Here is a 23,937-nt window from a genome sequence, read left to right as displayed (position 1 = left end):
AGGTAATATGCCTATGAACATACGAGCCGTCCTACTCCTACTGGCAGCCGTCCTTTTACTGAGTGCCTGCAATCATACCATCGAAACGAATAGGTCAGAGAAAATACCAGATTTTGAATACACTACGCAAGATGAAAATAAACTAGGCTTGGCTGACTTGACTGGTGATTGGTGGATTTCTTATTTCTCCTATACACATTGCACGACCGTTTGCCCGAGGACCACTGCTAATATGGTTGGTATTCAGGAAGCATTAAAAAGTGAAGGTTTAACACCTCCTATCATTTCATTCAGCATCGATCCGGAAAATGATACACCGGAAGTTTTACGAGAATATGCAAAAGACTATGGTGCTGATCTACAGACGATGACGTTTTTAACTGGTTATGATTTTGAAGAAATACGAGATTTATCGGTTACTACGTTTAAAGCCATGCTGGAAAAAGGAGCGCTTGACCAGCGATCACATAGCTTTTTCTTTTATTTGATTAATCCTGACGGAGAGATTGTGAAGCAGTATAACGGTATGAGCGATACAGATAATGAGTTGCTGGTGGCGGATGTGAAGAAAGTTTTAGGGAAGTAGAGTTCCGTGTATGCAATCAGAAGGCAGTCTTTCGTTCTACTAAGAGCGAAAGAGTGCTTTTTCACGTGAAGAAATAGAAGGGCTTTGGAAAGTCACATTGGTTCTGAACAACAAGCATCGTCAAAAAACTTACTAAAATATTTTTGAAACTTTTTCAGGAATCCTCCGTCTATACGGTGCGCAAATGATAATAGGGGGATTCACATGAAGAAAATATATAGTTGTCTGCTGTTACTTGCGAGCTTACTGTTATTTATAATGGGAAATGAAGCCAAGTGGAATTTGAATGAAGTACCATTGTTCCATGAGCAATCAGCGACAGCTTTTGCAGAAACGATACAAAGTAAACCATTCATTACAGAAAAAGAATTTGATCAGGTATTGACGCTGACAAACACTCAACCGATTTTTATGAAGCAAGAGAACTTAAAGCAAATTGGTGAACTGCAAGCCAATCAACCGGTTGCGCTCGTAGGAGAAGATGAGGAATATTACGAAATTCGAGTAGGTAAGATGCCAGCCTTCATTCGTAAAGGTCAGGCAAAAGTAGAAAAGCATGTGATGAAAACTCCTTTACATACAGAACGATTGGGTGCTGTAAAAACGGCTCAACCAACACCTGTCTATACGGAAGCGAATCTTGAAAGTGATGTTCTCATCCAATTAAGAAAAGGCTATCGCTATCCTGTTATAGAGGAAGATAAAGACTGGTATCTCATCAAAGTGGGTGAGCGCGCTGGTTATATCCATAAACCTTCAGTAGAAATGGATGAAGGCTTACCGGTACTGCTGTATCACCAAGTGCTCCCCCGTAAAGAGATGAAAACGGAGATCAGCACGATTTCACTTGAAAGCTTTGAAAAGCAGATGGCATATTTGGCAGATGAGCAATTTACGACTTTGACTTCACAACAATTATATGATTATTTGGAAGGCCGACTCGTTGTGCCAGCGAAAGCGTTGATTATTACATTTGATGATGGTTTATTGTCATCTAAAGAATACGCCTATCCTATCTTGAAACAATATGGCTTTACTTCGTCTCAACATATTATTTCATCTCGTATGGATAGAGAAAAAGGCGGTCCGGCATTTGACGGGGGAGGCCTACTGAAGTATTTGAATGTGGAAGACCTAAACGAAATGAAAGATGTATTTCAGTTCGAAGCCCACACATGTGCATTGCATGAACTAGGTAGAGAAAGTGGTGCAGGTTTAGTATTCGAACATACAGAAGAAGAAATCATTGAAGACTTACAGAAAAATTTACAACACGTGCCTTCAGCGCTTTCCATCGCTTATCCCTATGGACAATATAATGAAGAGTTCATTGCGGCAGCGAAAGAAGTAGGATTACTGATCGGCTACACAACAGTCGAAGGATATGCCAATATGGATCGATCCAATTATGAAGTGAACCGCTTTGGCATGACAGAAAAAAGGTCATTTAAGGATTTTGCAACGTATGTTGACGGAGACATGAGATGGCCATAGAAGAGAGTGACTAGCCCAAATGAATGAAATGGATCAAATCATGAATGAGCATTCGCGTTATTTAGTGCGTATCGCTTATTTATACGTGAAAAACTGGTCAACTGCGGAAGATGTCGTACAAGAAGTCTTCGTTACGTATTTCCAGAAGAGTGACCAGTTCCGTAATGAAGCGTCTATTAAAACGTACTTAACCAAAATGACTGCTAATCGTGCAAAAGATTATTTGCGCTCCTGGAAGCATAAAAAAGATGTGGTGTTCGAGACGATTTTTGTATCTTCCAAAAGCTCGGAACAACAACTATTGGAGAAAGAACAACTGGCTTCACTTGAAAAGCATTTATTCCAGCTGCCTTTGAAATACCGCGAGCCATTACTGCTATATTATTATGACGAACAATCAATTGCGGAGATCGCGGAATTTCTTGGGCTCAATGAAAATACTGTCAAGACTAGATTACGAAGAGCCAAGTTGCAACTTAAGGAATTCTTTGTGAAAGAGGAGGTAGAAACCTATGAATGATTTTAAACAAAAACTGGACCAGATGATGGGAGATACGACGGAACAGGAACGACGAATCAAACAGCGGGTACATGAAACCCTTCAACCTTCGCAAAGGAGACGGTTTTCTTGGCAAGCGCTGCTGGTCACCGCAGCACTACCGGTAGTGGCTTTGTTGCTAGTGTTTAATCTAGTGTCAGATAATCAATTCTCTTCTGATCAAGGTCCAGGAACGCCGTATGATCCGCTTGACGACATGGCGTTAATTTCTGCTTTACAAAAGAAAGATCAACTATCCACTATAGATTACGAAGAATTTTCTTCATTACCTGTAGTAAAGAAAGTAGACGGTCTATTATATGTTGATGACGATTCCTTTTCACTACAGTGGAGCCCCGATACGTATCATCCAGTGATAGAACGTAAGGCAGACTTGTATGATGCCTCCGTCTATGATCCGGGAGATGTGGTACGCACATTTACGAATACGAATAGCCACTTACCGACGTATGCGGGTGTCTATTATGAAGTCGTTGCGGTTCCTGGAGATCGAGTTGTACTGCAAAACGGCAAACTAAAAGTCAACGGTAACGAGGTATCATCCGAACTAATGGATCGATATAAGGAGCAAAATGTAACGATTGCGGGTGGCTATGACCAGTTGTTAAATGCCCGGGAATACTTATTATTAAATCATTTCCCGGCAAAAGACACTGTGCAAGGAGCGACCATCACACCTATACACAAGATTTACGGCAAACTGATTGGTGTGGCAACCGAAGAAAAAACCGACTCTATCTATATAGATTATCTGACAGATCAGCTCAAAAGCGACTATACAGCCGAGCAGTACTTTGATTTATATTTATACGACCAGCTTACAGGATTGGATAAGTTGCCTGAGTCTTCGGTATTTGCACAATCAAGCCGAATTGGAGAGCTTTTCCTGGAGGCAGCGTATCGTCGAGCCATTCCGATTGCCGATGATAAAGTAGAAATTCGTTATCAATATGGACGTGAAGGCGTCGTGGAGCAAGTGTTCACTATGGGAAGGGATGCAAGCTCCGGGCAATGGATAGTGGAGGAATAATGTCTTATACACTGTAAAGGAGGTGATGCATACATTTTCACGCAAACCAGGTTGGCACCTGTTCAGCACAAGCCGTCAACCAACCGCTCGCTTATAGAGCCAGCCTGGTTTTCATTATATGTAACATGAGCAAGAACAATGGGAAGCACTATCGAAGCAAGAAATAGAAAACATACCAGACCGGCAGCTGTTTTGCATAAGCCGTCAACCAACCGCTCGCTATATAGAGCCGGTCTGGTGTGTATACATAATGGGTGAAATAGAAGACTAGTGATGCAGAAACAGAATTCGTTATCGTTGGTCAAAAGACAAGCATTTCAATGTTGAAAAGTACCGAACAAGTGTCTAGACTTTCCTCTTTGCATTGGGAGATGTATGATGAAATACTAAACGAGTATACTCATACTAGGAGATGATACTATGGCACTCAGTAGAAAAGATTATTTACAGAAAATTATTGGATTACACGAACGCTTAATCATAGCGTCAGAAGAGTATGAAGGCATTTCCGAACAATTCATTTCGAAACAAGAGCTGGATATACCCGCAATGAAAGAACAATGGCTAGTTAAAGTGGAAGAGTTCAAGCAGATCCTCGCAGACATGAATGCGTTGGAAGTTCCAAATGCCTTTGAAACAGAAGGCAATGAACTAAAAGAAGCCTATACGGTATTCGTCCATTGTGTAGAAGAGAAGACGGAGAAGTTCAGCGTGGAAGCGATGGAGAGCGGTGAGCTCGACGCCCTTCAGTCGAAAGAACTGCATGCTGCGGAAGATATGGAAGAATTGATTGAAAGCATGTTCCAAAAATAAATTATAAAAAAATAAAGAAATATTCAAACGGTAGACAAAATTTTAATGAAATTTGTCTACTGTTTTTATTGATAAAATTATTAACTATAGAAATTGAAACAGCGACTGTTCAAGTAGGTATGACGAGAAGAGTAAACCAATCTCTTCAAGCGAACGTTTTGTTCCACTCCAAGAGACGATTTTGCTACTAGCAATAACCTAAGAACTTAAACACACTACAAAAAAAGATATAGTGCGTGTGGAAAAAATATTTCCACACGCTGTATTCTTTTCTCTTTCTGACTCTATATAGTGTACAAAGGAGGAGTCAGCTATGACATTTGATGGATCAGTTTATCAAGCGAGATGTGCTACAGTCTTGATGAGGCTCATCATCACATACATAGATTATGTAGTAACAGACAACACGTCATAAGTTTAAGTTCTATACTTCTTGTTAGTACTAGAAATTTGTTATCCTATCACTAGACAATCGATAAAGCGCAATGCATACCTTATTAGCAAATCAATGTTATACATGTATAATAGACACCATGAGAACAATCTGGAGGCATTAAAATATGAGCACAACAAAAATTATGAATATAATGAAGAAATTGATAGAGCAAGATCCGTCACTCGCAATTAGTGAATGGCAAGGGACAAGCCAGTATGTAGTAGGGGAAATGATGTCACTTGAAACGAAAGATCTACAGGAAATTGATCTGGAAGGCATTGCGAAGCCAGGAGAAAAACAAGTCATGCCGATTGAATTATTAATCGCTGCAGCAACTACTAGTTTCGGTGTTACATTCCATTTGGAAGCGTATAATCAAGGAGTGACTGTAGATCGAGCGGAAATCGTTTTCACTGGCGTATGCGATAAAGCGCCGTTTCTAGGAATTCAAAGCGGCAATAGCGGCATTATGAAACCGATGATCGTTTTATCGGCTGAGTCCACTACGAATAAAGGACAACTGGCTGAAATCGCGGCTACTGCAGTTGAACGTTCACCGATTTTATCCAGTTTGAAAGAAGAAGTTATATTGCATATTAAGTGACTTCATAGAGTTATGATGTATTCTTACACAAAAAATACGCCATCACCTTGTCAATTCAGACATGGTGATGGCGTATGTAGTTAGTAAAATTAAGCGTTCTTTTCAAGTGGTTTTACAGCTACATTGCCGCCTTCTTTTAAGAATTTAATCATTCCTTCGGCTGCACGATAAGCGAATGCGCCAATCGTAACGGTAGGGTTGTAATTACTGTTATGCGGGAATGAGGACCCGCCTACTACGAATAGGTTTTCCATATCCCACATTTGTGAGTAGGTGTTGACTGCGGAGTTTTTAGGAGAAGCTCCCATAATGGCACCACCGAAGAAGTGATCCGTATAGAATTTATGGTCAAATACAGTATCGTCTTTCACCACATCGACGTTCATTTTGTCTGCGCCCATTTCTTTCATGATCTCTTCACAACGTGCGACGCCTGCTTTCGCACGTGCGATGTCCTGTTTTGCATATTCAACGGTGACACGAAGAAGTGGATTACCGAGTGCATCTTTATATATTGGGTCCAAATCCATATACGTATTCTTGTTCGGCAAGAAGCCACTTTGTGGTGTGATGAATAGATTACGATTATAATATTTTATTGAATTCTTTTTAAATTCTTTACCCCAACCAGGTGTATCATATGGAACTGCGTTATTGGCAATAGGACGTGAACCAAGCTGACTGTAGTGCACTTCATAGCCATGCAAGAAGTCTAGGTTCGTGTGATCTTCATTGTCCCCACTGAAATCATCGATCGTCGCACCCATCCCGCCAGCACCCATGAAATTATTGAACTTCTTGTCTTCGAAGAATCCACGAGCGCCAATATACGTTGACAAGTTGTTGAAGTGGCCTGTGAAGTTCTTGCCGATGATGCCTTGTCCTGTTTTCGGATCGTAGGGTTGCCCGATTTTAGAGTGTAACAGCAACTTCGTATTCGTAAAGACGAAACCTGCAAGTACTACGATATCTGCTAGTTGTTCGAATTCTTCACCAGTCGTGGTATCGGTATAGATTAATCCGTTCGCTTTCTTTCCATCGTGGCTTACTCGATTCACGAACGCATCATTACGAATTTCCATCTTACCTGTTTTATGTGCCGTCTTGAGTACCGTACCGATCGGATCCGCTTTCGCTCCGAAGTCACAACCATACTCTTCACAAAATGCACAGTATACGCAACCATTGATCGTTTCACCATCAGGGTTGGTGTATGTTTGTGAAGCATTAGCTGAAGGGATACGATAGGGATGATAACCAAGAGCTTTCGTTGCTTTTGTGAATAGACGAATATTCGGCGTTTCCTTCATAGGAGGATTAGGATACTTATCAGACCGTGGAGGACCAATTGGGTTTTCTTCGCCTGAGATGGCAGCTGTTTTTTCATATTGATCATAATACGGTTCGAGCTCATCATATGTAATCCCCCAATCCTGCATGGTCGATTCTTTAGGGATTTTATCTTTACCATAGCGCTCTACAGTCTTACTATAAATTTCGAAATCATATGGCAACCAGCGGAAAGCTATCCCGTTCCAGTGAACACCTGCGCCTCCAGTATGATTTCCAAGACGTGCGTTCATATTATTCCGAACGGGTATTGCTTCCTTACTCATGGAGTTACGTGAAGTAATTGTATCCTTATTCAATTCTTGCATGAGATCATATCGCTTAGAATAGCGTAACTCATCTTTCGTACCGATATAGTCTTCATGCTTTTTGTTTTTCCCTCGTTCTAATATCACTACATTATATCCTGCTTTCGTCAGTTCCGCTGCTGCAATTCCACCGACCCATCCTGAACCTACGATAACCGCATCTACCTTTTTAAGTTGTTTTACCATTTTATATCCTCCTTACGGTTTCTATTTTAATGCCCTTGGTAATCTCGCAGACTGACGGGATCCAGCTTTGCAAAATCATCTGATTCAATATAGTTAGCGTAAGAAGCCACAGCGCCCGGAAATTCTTTCATTTTCCATCCTTCCATATTGATATTGCCGCCGTACAATGGATCACAATAAGCGCCTTCTAATGTCGCTTGTTTTAACAAAATGAAATACTCTGAAGCTTTTACGCCTTTCATTTTCACTTTGTTTGCCTCGAAGTCCGTCATGATTTCTATTTGTTGCTCTTCGGTTGCTTTGTCAAAAGTAACTTCGAAACGCTTTTGACTTTCTTCGTCCATTTTACGAAGACCTAGCAAGAAGATCATGCCACGATCCAAAATCGATTGTTCTCCGCCAGGCCCTGCCGTTTGATCGGCTGCTTTCAAATCAATTGCATAGGGAGCCTGTCGATAGTCGTATGCGTTGACACCCCAGCGTCCTGCTAATTGTTTGTCAATATAATAAGGGACACCTAACTTAATGGCGCCAGGACCGAGTTCGTCCTCAGGTAAAATTTGTTCTGTTGCTGCATTTAATACTTTAAAATCTTGATGACGCGTGAAGAATTGACGTGCTTGCGTTACTTCGATACCTTTATTGCTATCATTTTTCGCTATGTTGTCATTTTTCTTATCCAAACCGCCTGTGAGTAGACCCCCGAAAATAGATCCTCCGACGAGTCCACCAGCAACGAGTCCGGTATTTTTCAAGAAATTTCTCCGTCCCAAGTCTTGCTCGTGTTGTGGTTTTCCATTTACGTCTTTGGGTGGTTGTTGATCCGCCATTTTAACCCCTCCATATACATAAAAATTTTTTCATTGATTAGTACATAGAACATGTAGTCATTTCCATACGTTATCCTTATTTATCCTGCCCTTATTTATCCTATTTAGACAACAATATATTCTTTTATCATATTTCTTTTAAGTTTTTTGATTTAGTAAGTGAAGAAGTAGTAGACTGTAATACAGTGCCATTATCTATTATGATTCGAGTGAAATGGATCACGTGCGTCAAGTTGGAATAAAGATGATACAATTATTTAAGACTTAACATGATTGTAGTAAACGTGCAATACTACACAGTAGGCCGTTGCAGAAGAATCACTTTATTTTTTGCGACATACAAAAGAGGGAGGATATTTATGAAAGTAAAATTTGCTGTTATTTTCTTGACCATGATTCTTATACTAAGCGGCTGCAATAATAAGATCGAAACGAATATGTCCCAAACGATGCCGGACTTTGAATTTACTACACAAGACAACGAACCGCTTGGCTTGAAGGATTTAAAGGGTGATTGGTGGATTGCCTATTTCTCCTATACCAACTGCATCACAGTATGCCCAAGAACGACCGCTAATATGGTCGGTATTCAAGAAAAATTAAAGGAAGATGGTTTGGAACCTCGTATTGTTTCATTTGGTATAGATCCCGAAAATGATACACCAGAAGTATTAAGGAACTATGCTGCAGATTTTGGAGCCGATCTCCGTACGATGAGTTTTTTGACAGGTTATGATTTTAAAACGATTCAGGAATTATCGAGAAACACATTCCTTTCTATATTGGAAAGTGGAGCATTAGATCAACGTGCGCATAGCTATTATTTTTATTTAATTAATCCTGATGGTGAAATTGTGAAAAGATACGATGGTCTAACAGAAACTGAGAATGAATTGTTGATAAAAGATGTAAAGACCGTGTTAAGTAAATAATGAGGTACATAACAAATAACGCCTTTCTAATCGATTGATTAGAAAGGCGTTATTTGTTTTATCTCGTTACCATTTCGGTACACCGACATGGTTTTCCACCCATTCTTCAGTGTAATGAATGGTGGAATGGGCTTTGTTAAGTGGTACGACTTTAAAGCGCTTATTTTGATCTTTGATGACGCCAGTCGGGAAAAAGCGTGGATCTTCGATAGTGACAGTCTTTTGCCCACCCGTTTGTTCTTTCGTTACAGACAGTCTGGCGATTCCGCCGAAGTTCGTATAATCGAACGGTTGGGCAGAATAGAAATTGCCGAGCGAGAAGAACACTTTGGTATGTCCGACTTCTCCATAGCGTTGTAGAACATGTGGGTGATGTCCGAACAGCACGTCAGCACCCGCATCCGAAACGAATTGCGCGAGCTCTGCTTGATCTTCGGACGTTTCGAGATGATACTCAGGACCCCAATGCAGCGATACGATCGTCACGTCTACCATTGGCTTCATCTGTTGGATTTCATTTTCCATTCGATCACGATCGATGTAGTTCACCAAGTACTCTTTGTCATGCAAATCTATCTCTACATTTGTACCGTATGTATAGGCGAGCACTCCGATTTTGATGCCGTTCACTTCGACAATTCGTTGAGTCTTGCGGTCTTTAAAAGATTCATAAGCACCTACATACTGCATGCCATATTGTTGCGCATGTTCAATCGCCTTGCGCACACCATTTTCCCCTTTGTCGAACGTGTGATTGTTGGCGAATGAAACCATATCGACGCCAACATTTTGTAAAGCGGGGAGTATATGTTTTGGACTGTTGAACTTTGGATAGGTAGATAAACCAAGTTCCACACCGCCAGGCATAGATTCCTGATTTGCCAAGAGAAAATCAATACTGGTCATCTTCTCTTTTACCGCTTCGAATGCAAAATCGAAGTGAGGATACGTGTAAATTGGATTATGTAATAATATATCGCCAACCATACCGATTGTTGCCGTATGAATAATCGTTTCTTCTAATTTTTGATCTGGTTCTACTTTATTCATTTTTTCAGATGTACCGTCTACTGCATTTTTTTGTGCTATTACATCGGCTTTGGCAGATAATGTTTGCTCTCTATTATTCCAATCGCTCCACAAAATCACGCCACCTATAATCCAGACAAAAGCCAAAGAAGCAACAAGCCATTTTCTCATTACAATAATCTCTCCAAATCTATAATTGCTTTTCCTAGTACGTCTCCAAAAACTAACGATAGCATACTAGTAGAATAGTAAACAATTAATTTTTACAAATAAAACAACAAAATAATTTTTTCTTTATTTATAGATAGAAAATGCCAGACTTCGACAAAGACATCGAAGTCTGGCATTTTCAGTTTACTATACATTGACTTTTGCTTTTGCTTGAATCAAAACTTCCGGTTCCTCGATATCCTTCGTTGGCTTCTTCGACCAGATTGTCGCAAGAATTGGACCCGAGATATTATGCCAGATCGCACCCCATACACTTGGAAGTGCAGCAAGGGGTCCGAAGTGCGCAGTCGCAAGCGCTACGCCCAGTCCGGAGTTTTGCATGCCCACTTCAAGTGAAATGGCTCGTCTGTCGTTTTCGTTCAATCCAAGCCCCAGTGCAATCAAATACCCAAGAAGTAATCCGATCCCGTTATGCAAGAACACGGCGATAAATACGATTAGACCTGAGCTTGCGACGTTGCCTGCGTTTGCGGAAGTAACCGCAGCGACAATGATGAGAATCGCAACAACTGAAATAATCGGTACGACGGTTACACTTTTCGCAACTCCTCTTGGGAAGAATCGTTGGATGAGTAGTCCTAACGCAATGGGAATGATGATGACTTGTACGATTGACTTGAACATCGACAACGCATCCACCGGTAGCCACTGTCCAGCTAACAATAGTAATAATAGCGGCGTGATAAGTGGTGCTAATAGAGTAGAGAGGGATGTCATCGCAACAGATAATGCGAGATTTCCTTTTGCTAAATAGACCATGACATTTGAAGCGGTACCTCCTGGAACAGATCCAAGCAATACAAGACCGGCTGCTAGTTCAGGTGGTAGTTTCAATAAATAGGCAAGTCCGAATGCAGCCAATGGCATGACAATAAATTGAGCGGCTACACCAATGATCACGGGTAACGGATTGGTCAAAATGATTTTGAAGTCCACCGCACGTAACGTCAGTCCCATGCCGAACATGACAACGCCGAGTAAAATCGTGATGTATGCACCTAGTCCGAGAAAAGGAGTCGGGAACATGAACGCAATCACAGCGACTAGAATGACCCAAAATGCAAAGTACTTTCCAGCGATTGAGCCGATTGCTTCAAGTGTCTTCATGGTTTCATCACCTCAGAATCTAAATGGAAAATCTTGTTTGGATTGAGTAAGTTATCCGGATCGAGTGCTCGCTTGATTTTCTGCATGACCAGAAGTGCAGCGCCATGTTCTTCTTGCTGGTATTTCTGTTTGCCGATTCCGACGCCGTGCTCTCCGGTACAAGTACCGCCACGCTCCAGTGCATAGCGAACGATTTTTTCGTTTAGTTCATCGGCTTTCGCCAGTTCTGCTGGATCATTCATATTCATCATCAGCAAGACGTGGAAGTTGCCATCGCCTACATGGCCGACAATTCCACCCGGCATTTCAAGTGACTCGACTACTTCACGTGCATGATTGACCGCGTCAGCCAGTTCTGAAATCGGTAGACAGACGTCAGTGACCATTAGTTTTTTGCCGGGATTTCCATGAATATAGGCATAGGCCAGATTGTGACGGGCTTCCCATAGTCGATTGCGTTCGGCGTTGTCTGTTTCAAATTCGATATCCGTGCACTGATGATCTGCAACGATTTCTTTCGTGAATTCGACATCTTGCTGTAACCCTGCTTCATTGCCATGGAATTCCAAGAATAATGTGGGTTTTTCTTGATAATTCGTTTCACTGAAGATATTCGCTTGTTTAATAGATGGCTCATCCACCAATTCTACCCGCGCAATCGGAATGCCTGCTTGCAAGATAGAAACGACTGCTTCCACTGCATCATGAACGGTAGGGAACGATGCACGAGCGGCTGTTGTGAATTCAGGAATACCATAGACGCGTAATGTCAGCTCCGTGAAGCAACCTAGTGTTCCTTCTGAGCCAACAAATAATCCATTTAAATGAAGTCCAGATGCAGATTTAGCCGCTTTGTTGCCGGTATGGATGACCGTACCATCTGCCAAGACCACTTCGAGATCGCGAACTTGATCGCGCATGACACCGTACTTGACGGAAGTCGTGCCGCTAGCATTCGTTGCCGCCATACCGCCAAGTGTCGCATCTGCCCCTGGATCGACAGAGAAAAACAATCCATGTTTCTTCAGTTCTTTATTTAATTGAGTACGCGTGACGCCTGGTTGTACCGTAACGAGAAAATCTTCTGCCCGTACGTCTAGAATCGCGTTCATGTTTGAAAAGTCGATCGTGATTCCACCACTATCCGGAATGACACTACCTTCTAGGCTTGAGCCGAGTCCGAACGGTATGACGGCTACGTTTAGTTCTTTCGATAGGCGCATAATCTTGCTGACATCTTCCGTACAAGAAGGGAACACGACAATATCTGGTAATTTCATTGTATGGTAAGACTCATCTTTTCCGTGAAGTTCACGCACGGTGTCATTAATGGTCACTTGTTCTTCGGTTAATACTTCTTGCAAAGACTGGACGATATTTTCAGTAGTCGCTGTCATAGGTGTTCTCTCCTTACTGATCAATGAATTATGTTGAAAGTAGTTCCACTGATTAGAATTTTTAAACTATTTTAACTGACATTATACTATTATACTTACTAATCTGAATTATTCAATGGTATTTTACTTATCTTGCTCTTTTTATTCAATGTTTCACGAGCATAAAAACTATATTCACGCATGTTCGAAGGCCTATCTGACTAGCAGTAACCAATCATATGAATAAAAGAACGCAAAAATAACTGACTGTTTTGTTTGTATTTTTATTAACACATACAAATGATTAACAGGCTTTGGCTAAGGAGTGTGTGAAATGAATACTATTTTGTTTGTGGAAACTACGAAAAGTGGTTCGAGCAGGGAGGCGATAAAAGCTGCAGAAAGGTTAGGCTATGCCACCGTGTTGTTAACCGAAAATGCGAGATTTATCGATCAAAGAGAAGAGTTTCCGGAAGTTACGCAAATGATTCACATGGACAGCATAACGGAAGAAACGATCCGGGAACATATTCACGCAATACAGAAGTTGGGATTCAAACTGAAGGGGATTTTCAGTTTCGTGGATCCGTTTGTATCGATGACCGCTCATCTAGCAAATGAATTTTGTCATTCGAAAATTTCTGCTGATGCCTATCTGAAAATGGAGGACAAAGCATTAACTAGGACCGCATTGGCTACAAACGAAGCGACACCCAATTTTATGATTTTTGAACCATCGACGGATTTGAAGCAGTTCATCAGTGAGCAAGAGACATTTCCTCTGATCGTCAAATCGCCATTTTCAAAAGCATCTAGAGATGTGTATCTCGTTGAAGATCGAAAGGAAATGACTCGTGTCATGAAGAGTATGTTGAAAGCAAATCCTAACCAGCAAATTGTCATTGAAGAGTATTTGGATGGCCCACAGTATTTGGTTGAACTAGTGGTAGTTGAGGGGGAACTCCATCCAGTTGCGGTAATTAAACAGGATATCCAAAAAGATTTGAAGTTTATCATTACTGGTTATGAAATTCAGCTATCACTAGAGAGAAACCTATACGCCAAGCTTATTAAGGCAGTGGAATCTATCTGCAACGACCTTGGAGCAAAAAATGTAGCCTGTCACCTTGAGTTACGATATGTCAGGGATACCTGGAAGTTGATTGAGTTGAATCCACGAATATCGGGTGGCGCCATGAATCGCATGATAGAAGAGGCATATGGTATTAATTTAATGGAAGAGACATTGAAACTATGTATGGGTGAAGAAATAAATTTGAAAAGAAAGCACGAAAACCATATTTATACGCATTATATTACCGTCAACGCGTATGGCACGCTGTTGAAAGTGACAGGGAAGAATTATGCAAAGAAGCATGAAGGTGTGCGCGAAGTCTACGTGAAACCACGTAAAGGGACATTCATGACACCACCTATTTCGATGGGAAGTCGGTATGGCTATGTTATCGCTTCTGGCGAAACAGCATCAAAAGCGAAACGAAACGCTTTGCATGCTGCGAAGAATATTAAGTTTTATATAGAATCTAATGAGGAGTGAGAACAGATGATTACAGTGGCGATGTTGCATTCAAGGAAACACCCGAGCAGAGTAGATAAAGCTTTTGCCTGGGCAGCTGTCGCTAAAATGGAAGGCGTGAATTTTTACTACTTTTCACCACAAGGCGTGAATTTTGAGAAGAAAGTCATTTCAGGTTATGTATATGAACAAGGCGAGTGGGTTGAAAAAGAAATGAAGTTTCCGGATGTCATATACAATGCATGCGGGATGAAGACCGATGAGGAAATGGACGTCTATATTAAATTAAGTAAGATCGTTCCTTTCACTTCACACTCAGTCGGCAATAAAATGAGTGTCTATAGAAGGATTAGTAAAATGCCAGAATTTGTGGACTATCTAATTCCATCGATCCGGATCGAGCAACCTAAAGACGTGTTGGAGGCTATGAAAAAATATAAAAAAGTGATTATCAAACCAGTATCCGGCAGTCAAGGAAGGGGGATTTGGTTCGTCGAGCAAGATGGAGAGCATTTCCATAAGATCGTCGATACAGAGAAGACAACCACAAATCGAAAACAACTTATTTCCGATCTTCAAGATTTAATCAGTGGGCAAGACTATTTGGTCCAGCCGTATATATCCTGCCGTACTAAAGATGGCAATCCATATGATTTCAGACTACATGTGCAGAAAAACGGAGAAGGAAAATGGATGATTTCGATTATTTATCCGCGGATCGGTACAATGGACAGAGTGACTAGTAATCTTTCACGTGGCGGCAGTATGGGGACGCTTAGATCGTTTTTAGAAAGAGAATTTGGCGATGAACGAAGGAATATGAGACAGACTTTAGAGAAGTTTGCTGAACGTTTTACCAATGAATTCGAAAGTACTTTTGACATAGAATTTGATGAGCTTGGCATTGATATAGGTGTCGACGAAAATAATAAGCTTTGGATATTCGAAGTGAATTGGAGACCAGGAAATGAGGAACTTGCATTTACTATAGCAAAGAACTTAGTTCCCTATGCTGTATATGTTGCCAAGCAAAATAAACCGACCTAATGTATATTCCAAACATGATCAATGAACGCATGACCGCACCCAACCATTCTATCGGCCTTGTCATATATATAGTAGATACGTATATATGAAGGGAAGGAAGAAAAACGATGACGACTCCTAGTGTAATTTGTGTTGCGATGAAGAGATTACTGGAAGAACAAGAATTGATGGCTACATTCAGTCAAGGATTTCAATATGTCTGTTCGTTTCCTGTCTACGATACGATACCCTTTACACTTCATGATTGCGAATTACAAACACCATTCAGTGCCCATTATAAATGCATGAAGACCCCTTATTTCAGATTGGAAAAATTCGATATGGATACATGCTGTGCAACCTTAACTTTATTGGAACCAGTCGATATGGAAGGCAATCCAGTAGACACTTGCGAAGAACTTTACTCCCTCAAGAAGACGAAAAGCTGTATTATAGTCAATATCAATTGTTTTTGCACCATCACAGCACTTCCCCCTAAGCTAGTTGATAAAAAATTACCCACTATTGAACCGAAAAAATAAATACAAACTACTAGGAGATTTTATATGCACGATATCATCAGGAAACAAATCTTTGATCAAATAGATACAGACTATCAGAAGTTTTCCTCTGCACTCATACCGACAAACGATACTATTCTTGGAGTGCGAATGCCGGAACTTCGTAAACTTGCAAAAAGGATTGCAAAAGATGATTGGCGAGCGTATTTACAGACAGCGAATGATGAGTATTTTGAAGAAGTGATGTTACAAGGCTTAGTAATTGGTTACGTTACAGCGGACGTGGAAGAGCTCTTACTATATGTAGCGAAATTTGTTCCGAAAATAGATAATTGGTCCGTATGCGACAGTTTTTGTTCGGGGTTGAAATTCACTAAGCAAAATAAGGAACGTGTTTGGTCATTTCTTCAACCGTATGTACATTCTGAGAAAGAATATGAACTTCGCTTCGGTATTGTGATGCTGCTCATTTATTATAGTGAACCCGACTATATCGACAGAGTACTCGGTTTGCTAGATCGCGTGCAACATGAAGGCTATTACGTCAAAATGGCAGTGGCTTGGGCATTGTCTAGTTGTTTTGTGAAGTTGCCTGACCCCACAATGAGTTATTTAGCTGGGAGAAATTCATTGGATTTGTTTACGTATAATAAAGCATTACAGAAAATCACGGAATCGACGCGCGTGGACCAAGAAATGAAGAAAGTGATCCGCAGTATGAAAAGGCGCTAACAAAAGCCTAGTCTTGTGACTAGGTTTTTAGCTATGTAAACTGCATGTTTAAAGAGCCTTTGTTCCGGTCGTAAAGTATAAAGAAGGTATTTGGAGATGGATGAAAAATAAGAGAAACCTGACAAATCGTCAGGCTTCTCTTAGAACGCTTTCGAATCACTACATTTCAGTTCACATACACCTGAATGAATCGATCTTCTGCAAGTCTAATCCATAATACTCCCAGCGGTACTGACGTGGATCCCATCGATATCCTGCGATCGAAGTTCTACCGACGAATGTCGGGTAGTACCAGAACCCTTTGTTTCGTGAAGTCCATACATACGTATACCGATACAAGCAACCTGCTATGCCGCCCGGATCCACTGCGCGTAGTTGGGCATCCGGATAGCTCGGTATTTGATTGGGAGGAGCGGAAGTCGGTGCACTTTGCTGTGGATGACCTCCTGGCTGTCCTTGATGATGTCCGTGGTTCCCATGCTGTTGATGATGTCCTGGATATCCTTGCTGACCTGGATGTCCGGGAAACGCAGGGTGTCCTGGATAAGCCGGTTGATGAGGGGAACTTGGATAACTTGGATAACCCGGTTGATGCTGCGGTGGATACCCTTGTTGGTGACCTGGATAACTAGGAGGCCATTGCGGGTTTTGTTGATTTGGTGGTGGATATCCTGGATACCCACCTGGCCACCCCTGCTGTTGTTGGCCATATGGCGGACGATACTGTTGATGGTGTGCTTCATTCTGCTGACTTGGATATCCGTCAGGTAGCTTCGGATACCACATGCCTTCGTCTTGCTGATTCAAACTATCACTCCTTCATTTAGACTCATTACACACAACGAAACTGATCAATACGTTGCAAATCAATGCCTATATACTCCCAGCGGAATCTGCGTGGATTCCACTGAAACCCTGCGACGGATTGTCGACCGACAAATGTTGGATAAAACCAGAATCCATTACGTCGTGAAGTCCATACATACGTAAAGCGATACAAACAACCTGCTATGGCACCCGGATCAACCGCAAACGTCTGAAATTCTGGATAGCTCGGGATTTGATTCGGTGGCGGGGAAGTAGGAGCAGCTGCCTGACCGGCTGGATTCCCTGGCCGACTTGGCTGATGTCCAGGGAAATTCGGTTGCTGTGGAAAACTAGGTGATGCAGGGAAGCCGGGCATACTCGGAAACCATTGCATACCTGGGAAACTTTGAGGTCCTTGCATCCCCGGAAACCAAGGTTGCCATGAAGAAAACGATTGCGCTGTGGAGAAGCCTTGCGGGTCAGCACCTTGCCATGAATCTGTAAAGTGCGGATACCCCATAAATTCATCTTGTGGATTCAACTATTACGCCTCCTTTTCTATTCGTTTTATCATATGCAGTCTGTTGGTTATTTGACCTTATTATCTCTTCGTACGACAGCTGTGCTAAACTATTAACAAAGGAAGTGGATTAGAATGAATGAAAATAAACCGCATATTTTAGTAGTGGATGGAATGGCTTTGTTATTCCGTTCATTTTTTGCGACGGCACATAGCGGGCAGTTTTTCCGCAATGCATTGGATGTACCAACGAATGGCGTACAAGGATTCGCGCGGCATACGATGAGTGCCATCTCAATTTTCCAACCGACACATTTAGCGGTGTGTTGGGATATGGGATCCAAAACATTCCGTAATGAATTATTCGCAGACTATAAAGCACATCGTCCTGCACCAGCGCCGGAATTAATTCCCCAATTTGATATGGCACGGGAAGTATCGGAAACACTAGGGTGGAAAAGTTATGGGATCAAGAATATGGAAGCGGATGATCTGATTGGTTCGCTGATTGAAACGTGGAAAGACGAAGCGAAATTGACAGTGGTATCGGGAGATAAAGACTTACTTCAGTTACTACAGCCCGATGTGTCGATTGCGCTGACGAAAAAAGGCTTCACGCAGTATGATGAATACACAGAAGCTCGTTTTATAGAAGAGTATGGAATTACTCCTAAGCAATTCATTGATATGAAAGCATTCACTGGCGATTCTAGTGACGGCTATCCAGGAGTGAAAGGGATTGGGCCGAAGACGGCATTGAAGCTCATACAGGAGTACGGTTCGGTCGATGGTGTGCTCGCGGCGAGAGAAAAATTAACAGCAGGAGTACAAAAGAAACTGAATGCAGAAGAGGAAATGTTAATGATTTCAAAGGATCTCGCAACGATTCATTGTGAAATTACACTCGACGATCCTCTAGAAGAATTGATCATTCCGGAGTTCACTGCAGAAACAGCAAAAGTGATGGAAGAACTCGGATATTCCATGATTGCAAAACAAGGACTACCTGTTTCACCGTTTTAATGGTTCGATTTTAACAAACGTCAAAATCAGTTTATTTGGCCCATAGGGGATGGAGCGTACACGGCTCGCACAATTTCTGCCACCGTGGTCATGAACGAGTACATGCAGTTGATTCTCTACGTATTCATACCCAACCATCACGACCCAATGATAATCGAATGAAAATCGACTACGCCATTTGAACTTGAACCACTTATCAAATTTTAACGCAACGGGACGGTCTTCATCGATTTGCTCCATAGCCTGCTGTACAGTACAAATTTTCACATTCCACTGCGAGCCGACCATTTGGTTCAGCCTACGAACAAAGCGCCAAGTAGGCAAACCAATCTTCGTACTACCTAATGTTCGATACAACTCATTAATAGAAGGAGTTGGTTCATAAGGGAAGAAATGGCGCAGCAAAACATACGCTGTAACAGGTCCGCAAGCCGACGGACGGTAGCTAGGTTCAATGTCGTGGTCATATTGGGATTTGCCTTTCACTTCTATGTATTTGGACATGTAGAACTTCTCCTTTCTAGGAAATGTTGTTGGTTGATGAGGGGGCAATGTGTGGCGCTCATAATTGCTGTGTACCCGCTCAATCCCGTTGGTAATGCGCTCTATGTAGCGGGCCGAGCGCTCATAGTTGTAGCATATTCGCTCTATCCATCCAGTTATGCGCTCTATCACGCGTGGCAACCGCTCATACAAGTTACACAACCGCTCTATAAAGCAAATGCTGAGAACCTATAGGCTCTCAGCATTTTTACATATCATCTTTAGATCTTCACTTCGTCTAAAAACTGCGTAACTTGTTCAGGTGACTTCGCAAACGCACTATGTAGATGTGCATGCTTCTCACCATTTTGGAAGACTAACAGACTTGGGATTCCCATCACTTCATACTTTTCAGCAATTTCAGGAATAACGTCACGATCCGCTTCATACCATGTGTATGTATCGTATTTTTCAACGATTGGATCAATGAACATATCCATACGCTTACAGTCTGGGCACCAGTCTGCTTCAAACTTCACAAGTACTGGTTGGTCACTCGCAATGATTTCTTCAAACTCAGTTACCGTTTTAATTTCTTTCATTTAAATCGCCTCCATTCAATAAATAGTGTACAATGAATAAGGACGGTTTGGTATTAAATTGCTTATTTTAAAAAGTCTGATTAAATACAAATTAAATATTGCGAAATAGTTTCGAATGATCTATACTTAGATTCATAGACAACGCGTATTTTTTTTACGCTATAAATGAATGAGTGTTCATTCAAAGAACATAAGGGAGGATTGCACGTGACTTATCAAATTAGAAAAGCGGCAGTTTTAGGATCTGGAGTTATGGGTTCTGGTATCGCGGCGCACTTAGCGAATATTGGCATTCCCGTACTTTTACTAGATATCGTTCCACCGAAATTAGGTGCAGAGGACGAGGCACAAGGATTAACGTATGATCATCCACAATTCCGCAATAAGTTTGCGGCTACAGCATTGGAGAAATTACAAAAACAAAAGCCAGCGCCTCTGACAACGAAGAAAAGCTTATCATTACTTACACCAGGAAACTTCGAAGACCATTTGGATCAATTAAAAGACGTAGATTGGATCATTGAAGTCGTCGTAGAAAACTTGGATATTAAAAAGAGTTTATATGAAAAGATTGAAAATGTGCGAAAGCCAGGCACTATCATTTCATCCAATACATCGGGGATCAGTATTGAAGCGATGACAGAAGGACGTTCAGAAGATTTCCAGAAGCACTTCCTTGGCACACACTTCTTCAATCCTCCAAGATACTTGAAATTGCTTGAGATTATTCCTACACACGCGACATCACCTGAAGTGGTAGAGTTCATGACGGTGTTCGGCGAGGATCGTTTAGGTAAGGGAGTCGTTATTGCGAAGGATACTCCAAACTTTATCGGTAACCGAATCGGTACGTATGGTTTACAAGTGACATTGCATGAAATGCTAGAACGCGGTTATACAATCGGCGAAATCGACTCGATCACAGGTACATTAATTGGTCGCCCGACATCCGCGACATTCCGTACATTAGATGTTGTTGGACTGGATACGTATATGCACGTTGCGAAAAACGTCTACGACCAGACAACGGGTGAAGAGCAAAAAACATTTGAATTACCTGATGTCGTAACTAAAATGATCGATAACGGCTGGATCGGCGCGAAAGCAAAGCAAGGCTTCTATGTGAAAAAAGGTCGAGACATTATGGAACTGGATATGAAGACATCTGAATATGTTCCTACACAGAAAATGAAAGCGCCTTCAATAGAAATGGCGAAACAGCAAAAAGGACTAGCTAATAAAATGAAGACGTTATTGTATGCAAAAGATCGTGCAGGCGAGATTTTGTGGAATACGTTAACACCCACTATGCTATATGCAGCACAGCTTCACGGGGAAATTGCAGACGATATCGTATCGATCGACAACGCAATGAAATGGGGCTTCGGCTGGACGCAAGGGCCGTTTGAAATTTGGGATGCAATCGGCGTAAAGAAATCTGTTGACATGCTGAAAGAAGAAGGCAAGGAAATTCCTGAACTTGTTCAGTCATTGCTCGATAAAGGCTATGAAACTTTTTATAAAGAAGAGGATGGCGATACGTACTACTTCGACGGCTCAGACTATCAGATAGTGCAAGTAAATGAGAAAGCGATCAACTTGAAGCAGTACAAGAAAAAGCACGGTGTCATCAAGAAGAACTCGGGCGCCAGCTTGATTGACCTTGGCGATGGTGTAGCATTACTGGAATTCCATTCACAATCGAATGCGATCGGTCTGGACATCATTCAGATGATCAATTTCGCAGTAGACGAAGTGGAGAAGAATTTCAAAGGGCTAGTAATTGGGAACCAAGGGAAAAACTTCTGTGTCGGAGCAAACCTTGGCATGATTTTAATGGAAGCCCAAGATGATAATATCTTTGAACTCGACTTTGTCATCCGTTCATTCCAGAACGCAATGTTGAAGATTAAATATAGCGGGAAGCCGGTTGTGGCGGCACCATTCCAGATGACGCTAGGTGGCGGAGCAGAAGTTTGTCTTCCAGCTGCACATATTCAAGCATCTATGGAAACGTATATAGGACTTGTTGAAGTAGGCGTAGGGTTGATTCCAGGTGGCGGCGGAAACGTCAACTTGTATCAGAAGCACCTTAAAGGTTTACCGAACGGTGTACCTACTGATTATCAACATATTGCAAATAAAGTATTTGAATCCATTGCCATGGCGAAAACGTCGACATCTGCTGAAGAAGCAAGAGAGAACAACTTCCTCGACTTTGCAGACGGCATAAGTGTCAATCCGGATCATTTGATCTACGACGCGAAGCAAGCCGCTTTGTCATTATATGAAGCAGGCTATGTAGCGCCGAAGAGAGCGAAAGTTCCTGTAACAGGCGATTCAGGGTATGCGACATTATTGCTTGCAGCTGAAGGCATGTTCAGTTCTGGATTCATTAGCGAACATGATTTGAAGATTGCGAAGAAACTTGCATATGTACTGTCAGGCGGAAAGATTCCGTATGGTACACGTGTTGATGAGCAGTACTTACTGGATTTAGAACGCGAAGCATTTTTAAGTTTAGTGGCAGAACCGAAATCACAGCAGCGTATGCAGCATATGCTGGTCAAGGGTAAGCCGTTACGTAACTGATGAGAGATAGTTAAAGGAGGAAACAGAATGCGCGAAGCAGTAATTGTAGCCGGTGCTCGAACACCGATTGGAAAAGCAGGAAAAGGTTCTTTGGCAACTGTCCGTCCGGATGATCTAGGGGCGTTGACTATAAAGGAAACATTGAAGCGTGCAGGGAATTATGATGGGCCAATCGACGATTTAATCATCGGTTGTGCAATGCCAGAAGCAGAGCAAGGAATGAACGTAGCACGTAACATCGGCGCATTGGCAGGTTTACCGGATACCACTCCAGCCGTAACGATCAACCGTTTTTGTTCATCCGGTTTGCAGTCGATCGCTTATGCGGCAGAACGCATCATGCTAGGTCACTCAGAAGCCGTTTTAGCGGGTGGCGTTGAATCGATGAGTATGGTCCCGATGATGGGCAATACGATTCGTCCGAACTATAAACTAGCTGAAGAAGCACCTGAATACTATATGGGAATGGGGCATACAGCGGAGCAAGTGGCGCAAAAGTACGGTATCTCCCGTGAAGATCAAGATGCGTTCGCGGTTGAATCACATAAACGTACGGAAGCTGCAATCAAAGAAGACAAATTTGTTGATGAGATTGTACCGGTTGAAGTAACGAAGCGTTTTGTCGGTGCAGACGGCAAGTATCAGGAAAAAACTATGTTATTCGAAATGGATGAAGGTGTGCGTCCTGGTACGACGACTGAAGTACTGGGGAAATTACGTCCGGCATTCGCAGCGAAAGGCTCCGTAACAGCAGGTAACGCGTCACAAACCTCTGACGGTGCGGGAATGGTCTTATTAATGGATAGAGAAGTGGCTGAAGAGCGCGGCTTGAAGCCAATGGCGAAATTCCTTTCATTCGCAGTAGGTGGCGTTCCACCAGAAGTGATGGGAGTTGGGCCGATTGTAGCCGTGCCAAAAGCATTGAAACTAGCCGGTCTATCTATTGATGACATCGATCTGTTTGAGCTCAATGAAGCATTCGCATCTCAGTCACTCGCAGTTATTCGCGAACTAGGATTGGATATGGATAAAGTGAACGTCAACGGTGGAGCGATTTCATCAGGTCACCCATTAGGTGCAACAGGGACCATTTTGACTTTGAAATTAATTAATGAATTGAAACGCCAAGGCAAAAAGTACGGTGTCGTCACGATGTGTATCGGTGGCGGAATGGGAGCAGCTGGAGTATTCGAAGTTCTATAAAAAAACAGACAAACAAATAG

The 23,937-nt window shown here is 42.0% G+C and carries 24 protein-coding genes; 15 read left to right on the top strand and 9 right to left on the bottom strand.

Features of this window, described 5'->3' with window-relative positions:
• The first annotated feature begins 13 nt into the window (after positions 1 to 13).
• From SporoP8_RS04950 to SporoP8_RS04925, 6 genes are all read left to right on the top strand, one after another.
• Positions 14 to 586 carry an SCO family protein gene (locus SporoP8_RS04950; RefSeq protein WP_085131492.1) on the top strand — a complete coding sequence of 191 codons (573 nt, stop codon included), beginning with the start codon at positions 14 to 16 and terminating at the stop codon, positions 584 to 586.
• 204 nt (positions 587 to 790) lie between these two features.
• Positions 791 to 2,080 carry a polysaccharide deacetylase family protein gene (locus SporoP8_RS04945; RefSeq protein WP_085131491.1) on the top strand — a complete coding sequence of 430 codons (1,290 nt, stop codon included), beginning with the start codon at positions 791 to 793 and terminating at the stop codon, positions 2,078 to 2,080.
• A gap of 19 nt (positions 2,081 to 2,099) precedes the next feature.
• Complete coding sequence (locus tag SporoP8_RS04940; RefSeq protein ID WP_085131490.1) at positions 2,100 to 2,600, top strand: sigma-70 family RNA polymerase sigma factor; 501 nt, start codon at positions 2,100 to 2,102, stop codon at positions 2,598 to 2,600.
• Complete coding sequence (locus tag SporoP8_RS04935; protein WP_085131489.1) at positions 2,593 to 3,669, top strand: S26 family signal peptidase; 1,077 nt, start codon at positions 2,593 to 2,595, stop codon at positions 3,667 to 3,669. Before SporoP8_RS04940 ends, SporoP8_RS04935 begins: the two co-directional genes overlap by 8 nt.
• Positions 3,670 to 4,089: 420 nt before the next feature.
• Positions 4,090 to 4,482, top strand: coding sequence for a hypothetical protein (locus SporoP8_RS04930; RefSeq protein WP_085131488.1), 393 nt, complete (start codon positions 4,090 to 4,092; stop codon positions 4,480 to 4,482).
• A 560-nt stretch (positions 4,483 to 5,042) separates the two neighbouring features.
• Positions 5,043 to 5,522 carry an OsmC family protein gene (locus SporoP8_RS04925; protein ID WP_085131487.1) on the top strand — a complete coding sequence of 160 codons (480 nt, stop codon included), beginning with the start codon at positions 5,043 to 5,045 and terminating at the stop codon, positions 5,520 to 5,522.
• Between the two features lie 89 nt (positions 5,523 to 5,611).
• On the opposite strand, the gene SporoP8_RS04920 is transcribed toward SporoP8_RS04925, so the two are convergent.
• Positions 5,612 to 7,366 carry a GMC family oxidoreductase gene (locus tag SporoP8_RS04920; RefSeq protein WP_085131486.1) on the bottom strand — a complete coding sequence of 585 codons (1,755 nt, stop codon included), beginning with the start codon at positions 7,364 to 7,366 and terminating at the stop codon, positions 5,612 to 5,614.
• A gap of 26 nt (positions 7,367 to 7,392) precedes the next feature.
• A complete protein-coding gene (locus tag SporoP8_RS04915; RefSeq protein WP_085131485.1) occupies positions 7,393 to 8,196 on the bottom strand; it encodes a gluconate 2-dehydrogenase subunit 3 family protein in 804 nt (267 codons plus the stop codon).
• A gap of 359 nt (positions 8,197 to 8,555) precedes the next feature.
• Between SporoP8_RS04915 and SporoP8_RS04910 the strand changes: the two genes are divergently transcribed.
• A complete protein-coding gene (locus tag SporoP8_RS04910; protein ID WP_085131484.1) occupies positions 8,556 to 9,128 on the top strand; it encodes an SCO family protein in 573 nt (190 codons plus the stop codon).
• A gap of 66 nt (positions 9,129 to 9,194) precedes the next feature.
• Here the strand turns inward: SporoP8_RS04910 and SporoP8_RS04905 are convergent, their stop codons facing one another.
• From SporoP8_RS04905 to SporoP8_RS04895, 3 genes are all read right to left on the bottom strand, one after another.
• Entirely contained in the window at positions 9,195 to 10,328 is a 1,134-nt protein-coding gene (locus SporoP8_RS04905) for a CapA family protein (protein WP_085131483.1), read from the bottom strand.
• A 186-nt stretch (positions 10,329 to 10,514) separates the two neighbouring features.
• Entirely contained in the window at positions 10,515 to 11,495 is a 981-nt protein-coding gene (locus tag SporoP8_RS04900) for a bile acid:sodium symporter family protein (protein WP_085131482.1), read from the bottom strand.
• Positions 11,492 to 12,892 carry an FAD-binding oxidoreductase gene (locus SporoP8_RS04895; RefSeq protein WP_085131481.1) on the bottom strand — a complete coding sequence of 467 codons (1,401 nt, stop codon included), beginning with the start codon at positions 12,890 to 12,892 and terminating at the stop codon, positions 11,492 to 11,494. The genes SporoP8_RS04900 and SporoP8_RS04895 overlap by 4 nt, the downstream gene beginning before the upstream one ends.
• 313 nt (positions 12,893 to 13,205) lie before the next feature.
• On the opposite strand from SporoP8_RS04895, the gene SporoP8_RS04890 reads away from it, so the two are divergent.
• From SporoP8_RS04890 to SporoP8_RS04875, 4 genes are all read left to right on the top strand, one after another.
• Positions 13,206 to 14,429, top strand: a complete 1,224-nt coding sequence (locus SporoP8_RS04890; RefSeq protein WP_085131480.1) for an ATP-grasp domain-containing protein — start codon at positions 13,206 to 13,208, stop codon at positions 14,427 to 14,429.
• Between the two features lie 6 nt (positions 14,430 to 14,435).
• On the top strand, positions 14,436 to 15,455 hold the full coding sequence (locus SporoP8_RS04885) for a YheC/YheD family endospore coat-associated protein (protein ID WP_085131479.1): 1,020 nt from the start codon (positions 14,436 to 14,438) through the stop codon (positions 15,453 to 15,455).
• Between the two features lie 107 nt (positions 15,456 to 15,562).
• Positions 15,563 to 15,976, top strand: coding sequence for a CotY/CotZ family spore coat protein (locus SporoP8_RS04880; RefSeq protein ID WP_085131478.1), 414 nt, complete (start codon positions 15,563 to 15,565; stop codon positions 15,974 to 15,976).
• 24 nt (positions 15,977 to 16,000) lie between these two features.
• Entirely contained in the window at positions 16,001 to 16,687 is a 687-nt protein-coding gene (locus SporoP8_RS04875; RefSeq protein WP_085131477.1) for a DNA alkylation repair protein, read from the top strand.
• A 171-nt stretch (positions 16,688 to 16,858) separates the two neighbouring features.
• Here the strand turns inward: SporoP8_RS04875 and SporoP8_RS04870 are convergent, their stop codons facing one another.
• The gene (locus tag SporoP8_RS04870; protein WP_085131476.1) at positions 16,859 to 17,494 is read right to left on the bottom strand and encodes a hypothetical protein; all 636 of its coding nucleotides are present in this window, start codon (positions 17,492 to 17,494) and stop codon (positions 16,859 to 16,861) included.
• Positions 17,495 to 17,519: 25 nt separating this feature from the next.
• Positions 17,520 to 18,035 carry a hypothetical protein gene (locus SporoP8_RS04865; protein WP_085131475.1) on the bottom strand — a complete coding sequence of 172 codons (516 nt, stop codon included), beginning with the start codon at positions 18,033 to 18,035 and terminating at the stop codon, positions 17,520 to 17,522.
• Positions 18,036 to 18,149: 114 nt separating this feature from the next.
• On the opposite strand from SporoP8_RS04865, the gene SporoP8_RS04860 reads away from it, so the two are divergent.
• Positions 18,150 to 19,037 carry a 5'-3' exonuclease gene (locus SporoP8_RS04860; protein WP_085131474.1) on the top strand — a complete coding sequence of 296 codons (888 nt, stop codon included), beginning with the start codon at positions 18,150 to 18,152 and terminating at the stop codon, positions 19,035 to 19,037.
• Here SporoP8_RS04860 and SporoP8_RS04855 read toward each other — a convergent pair.
• Positions 19,026 to 19,541 carry a C39 family peptidase gene (locus tag SporoP8_RS04855; RefSeq protein WP_085131473.1) on the bottom strand — a complete coding sequence of 172 codons (516 nt, stop codon included), beginning with the start codon at positions 19,539 to 19,541 and terminating at the stop codon, positions 19,026 to 19,028. The genes SporoP8_RS04860 and SporoP8_RS04855 overlap by 12 nt on opposite strands.
• Positions 19,542 to 19,592: 51 nt before the next feature.
• Here SporoP8_RS04855 and SporoP8_RS04850 point away from each other — a divergent pair, with 51 nt between their 5' ends.
• Positions 19,593 to 19,775: a hypothetical protein gene (locus tag SporoP8_RS04850; RefSeq protein WP_085131472.1), complete on the top strand. Its 183-nt coding sequence runs from the start codon at positions 19,593 to 19,595 to the stop codon at positions 19,773 to 19,775.
• Between the two features lie 26 nt (positions 19,776 to 19,801).
• Here the strand turns inward: SporoP8_RS04850 and SporoP8_RS04845 are convergent, their stop codons facing one another.
• Entirely contained in the window at positions 19,802 to 20,122 is a 321-nt protein-coding gene (locus SporoP8_RS04845) for a thioredoxin family protein (RefSeq protein WP_085131471.1), read from the bottom strand.
• A 207-nt stretch (positions 20,123 to 20,329) separates the two neighbouring features.
• Between SporoP8_RS04845 and SporoP8_RS04840 the strand changes: the two genes are divergently transcribed.
• Both SporoP8_RS04840 and SporoP8_RS04835 read left to right on the top strand, forming a co-directional pair.
• Entirely contained in the window at positions 20,330 to 22,714 is a 2,385-nt protein-coding gene (locus SporoP8_RS04840) for a 3-hydroxyacyl-CoA dehydrogenase/enoyl-CoA hydratase family protein (protein ID WP_085131470.1), read from the top strand.
• A 27-nt stretch (positions 22,715 to 22,741) separates the two neighbouring features.
• Positions 22,742 to 23,917 (top strand): acetyl-CoA C-acetyltransferase, encoded by a 1,176-nt coding sequence (locus tag SporoP8_RS04835; protein WP_085131469.1) that lies wholly within the window; start codon positions 22,742 to 22,744, stop codon positions 23,915 to 23,917.
• Positions 23,918 to 23,937: the final 20 nt, after the last annotated feature.

The sequence above is a fragment of the Sporosarcina ureae genome, from assembly GCF_002101375.1.
GTDB lineage: Bacteria > Bacillota > Bacilli > Bacillales_A > Planococcaceae > Sporosarcina > Sporosarcina ureae_B.
The sequence above is the reverse complement of the archived record's forward strand: the minus strand, read 5'-3'. Positions and strand labels throughout refer to the sequence as shown.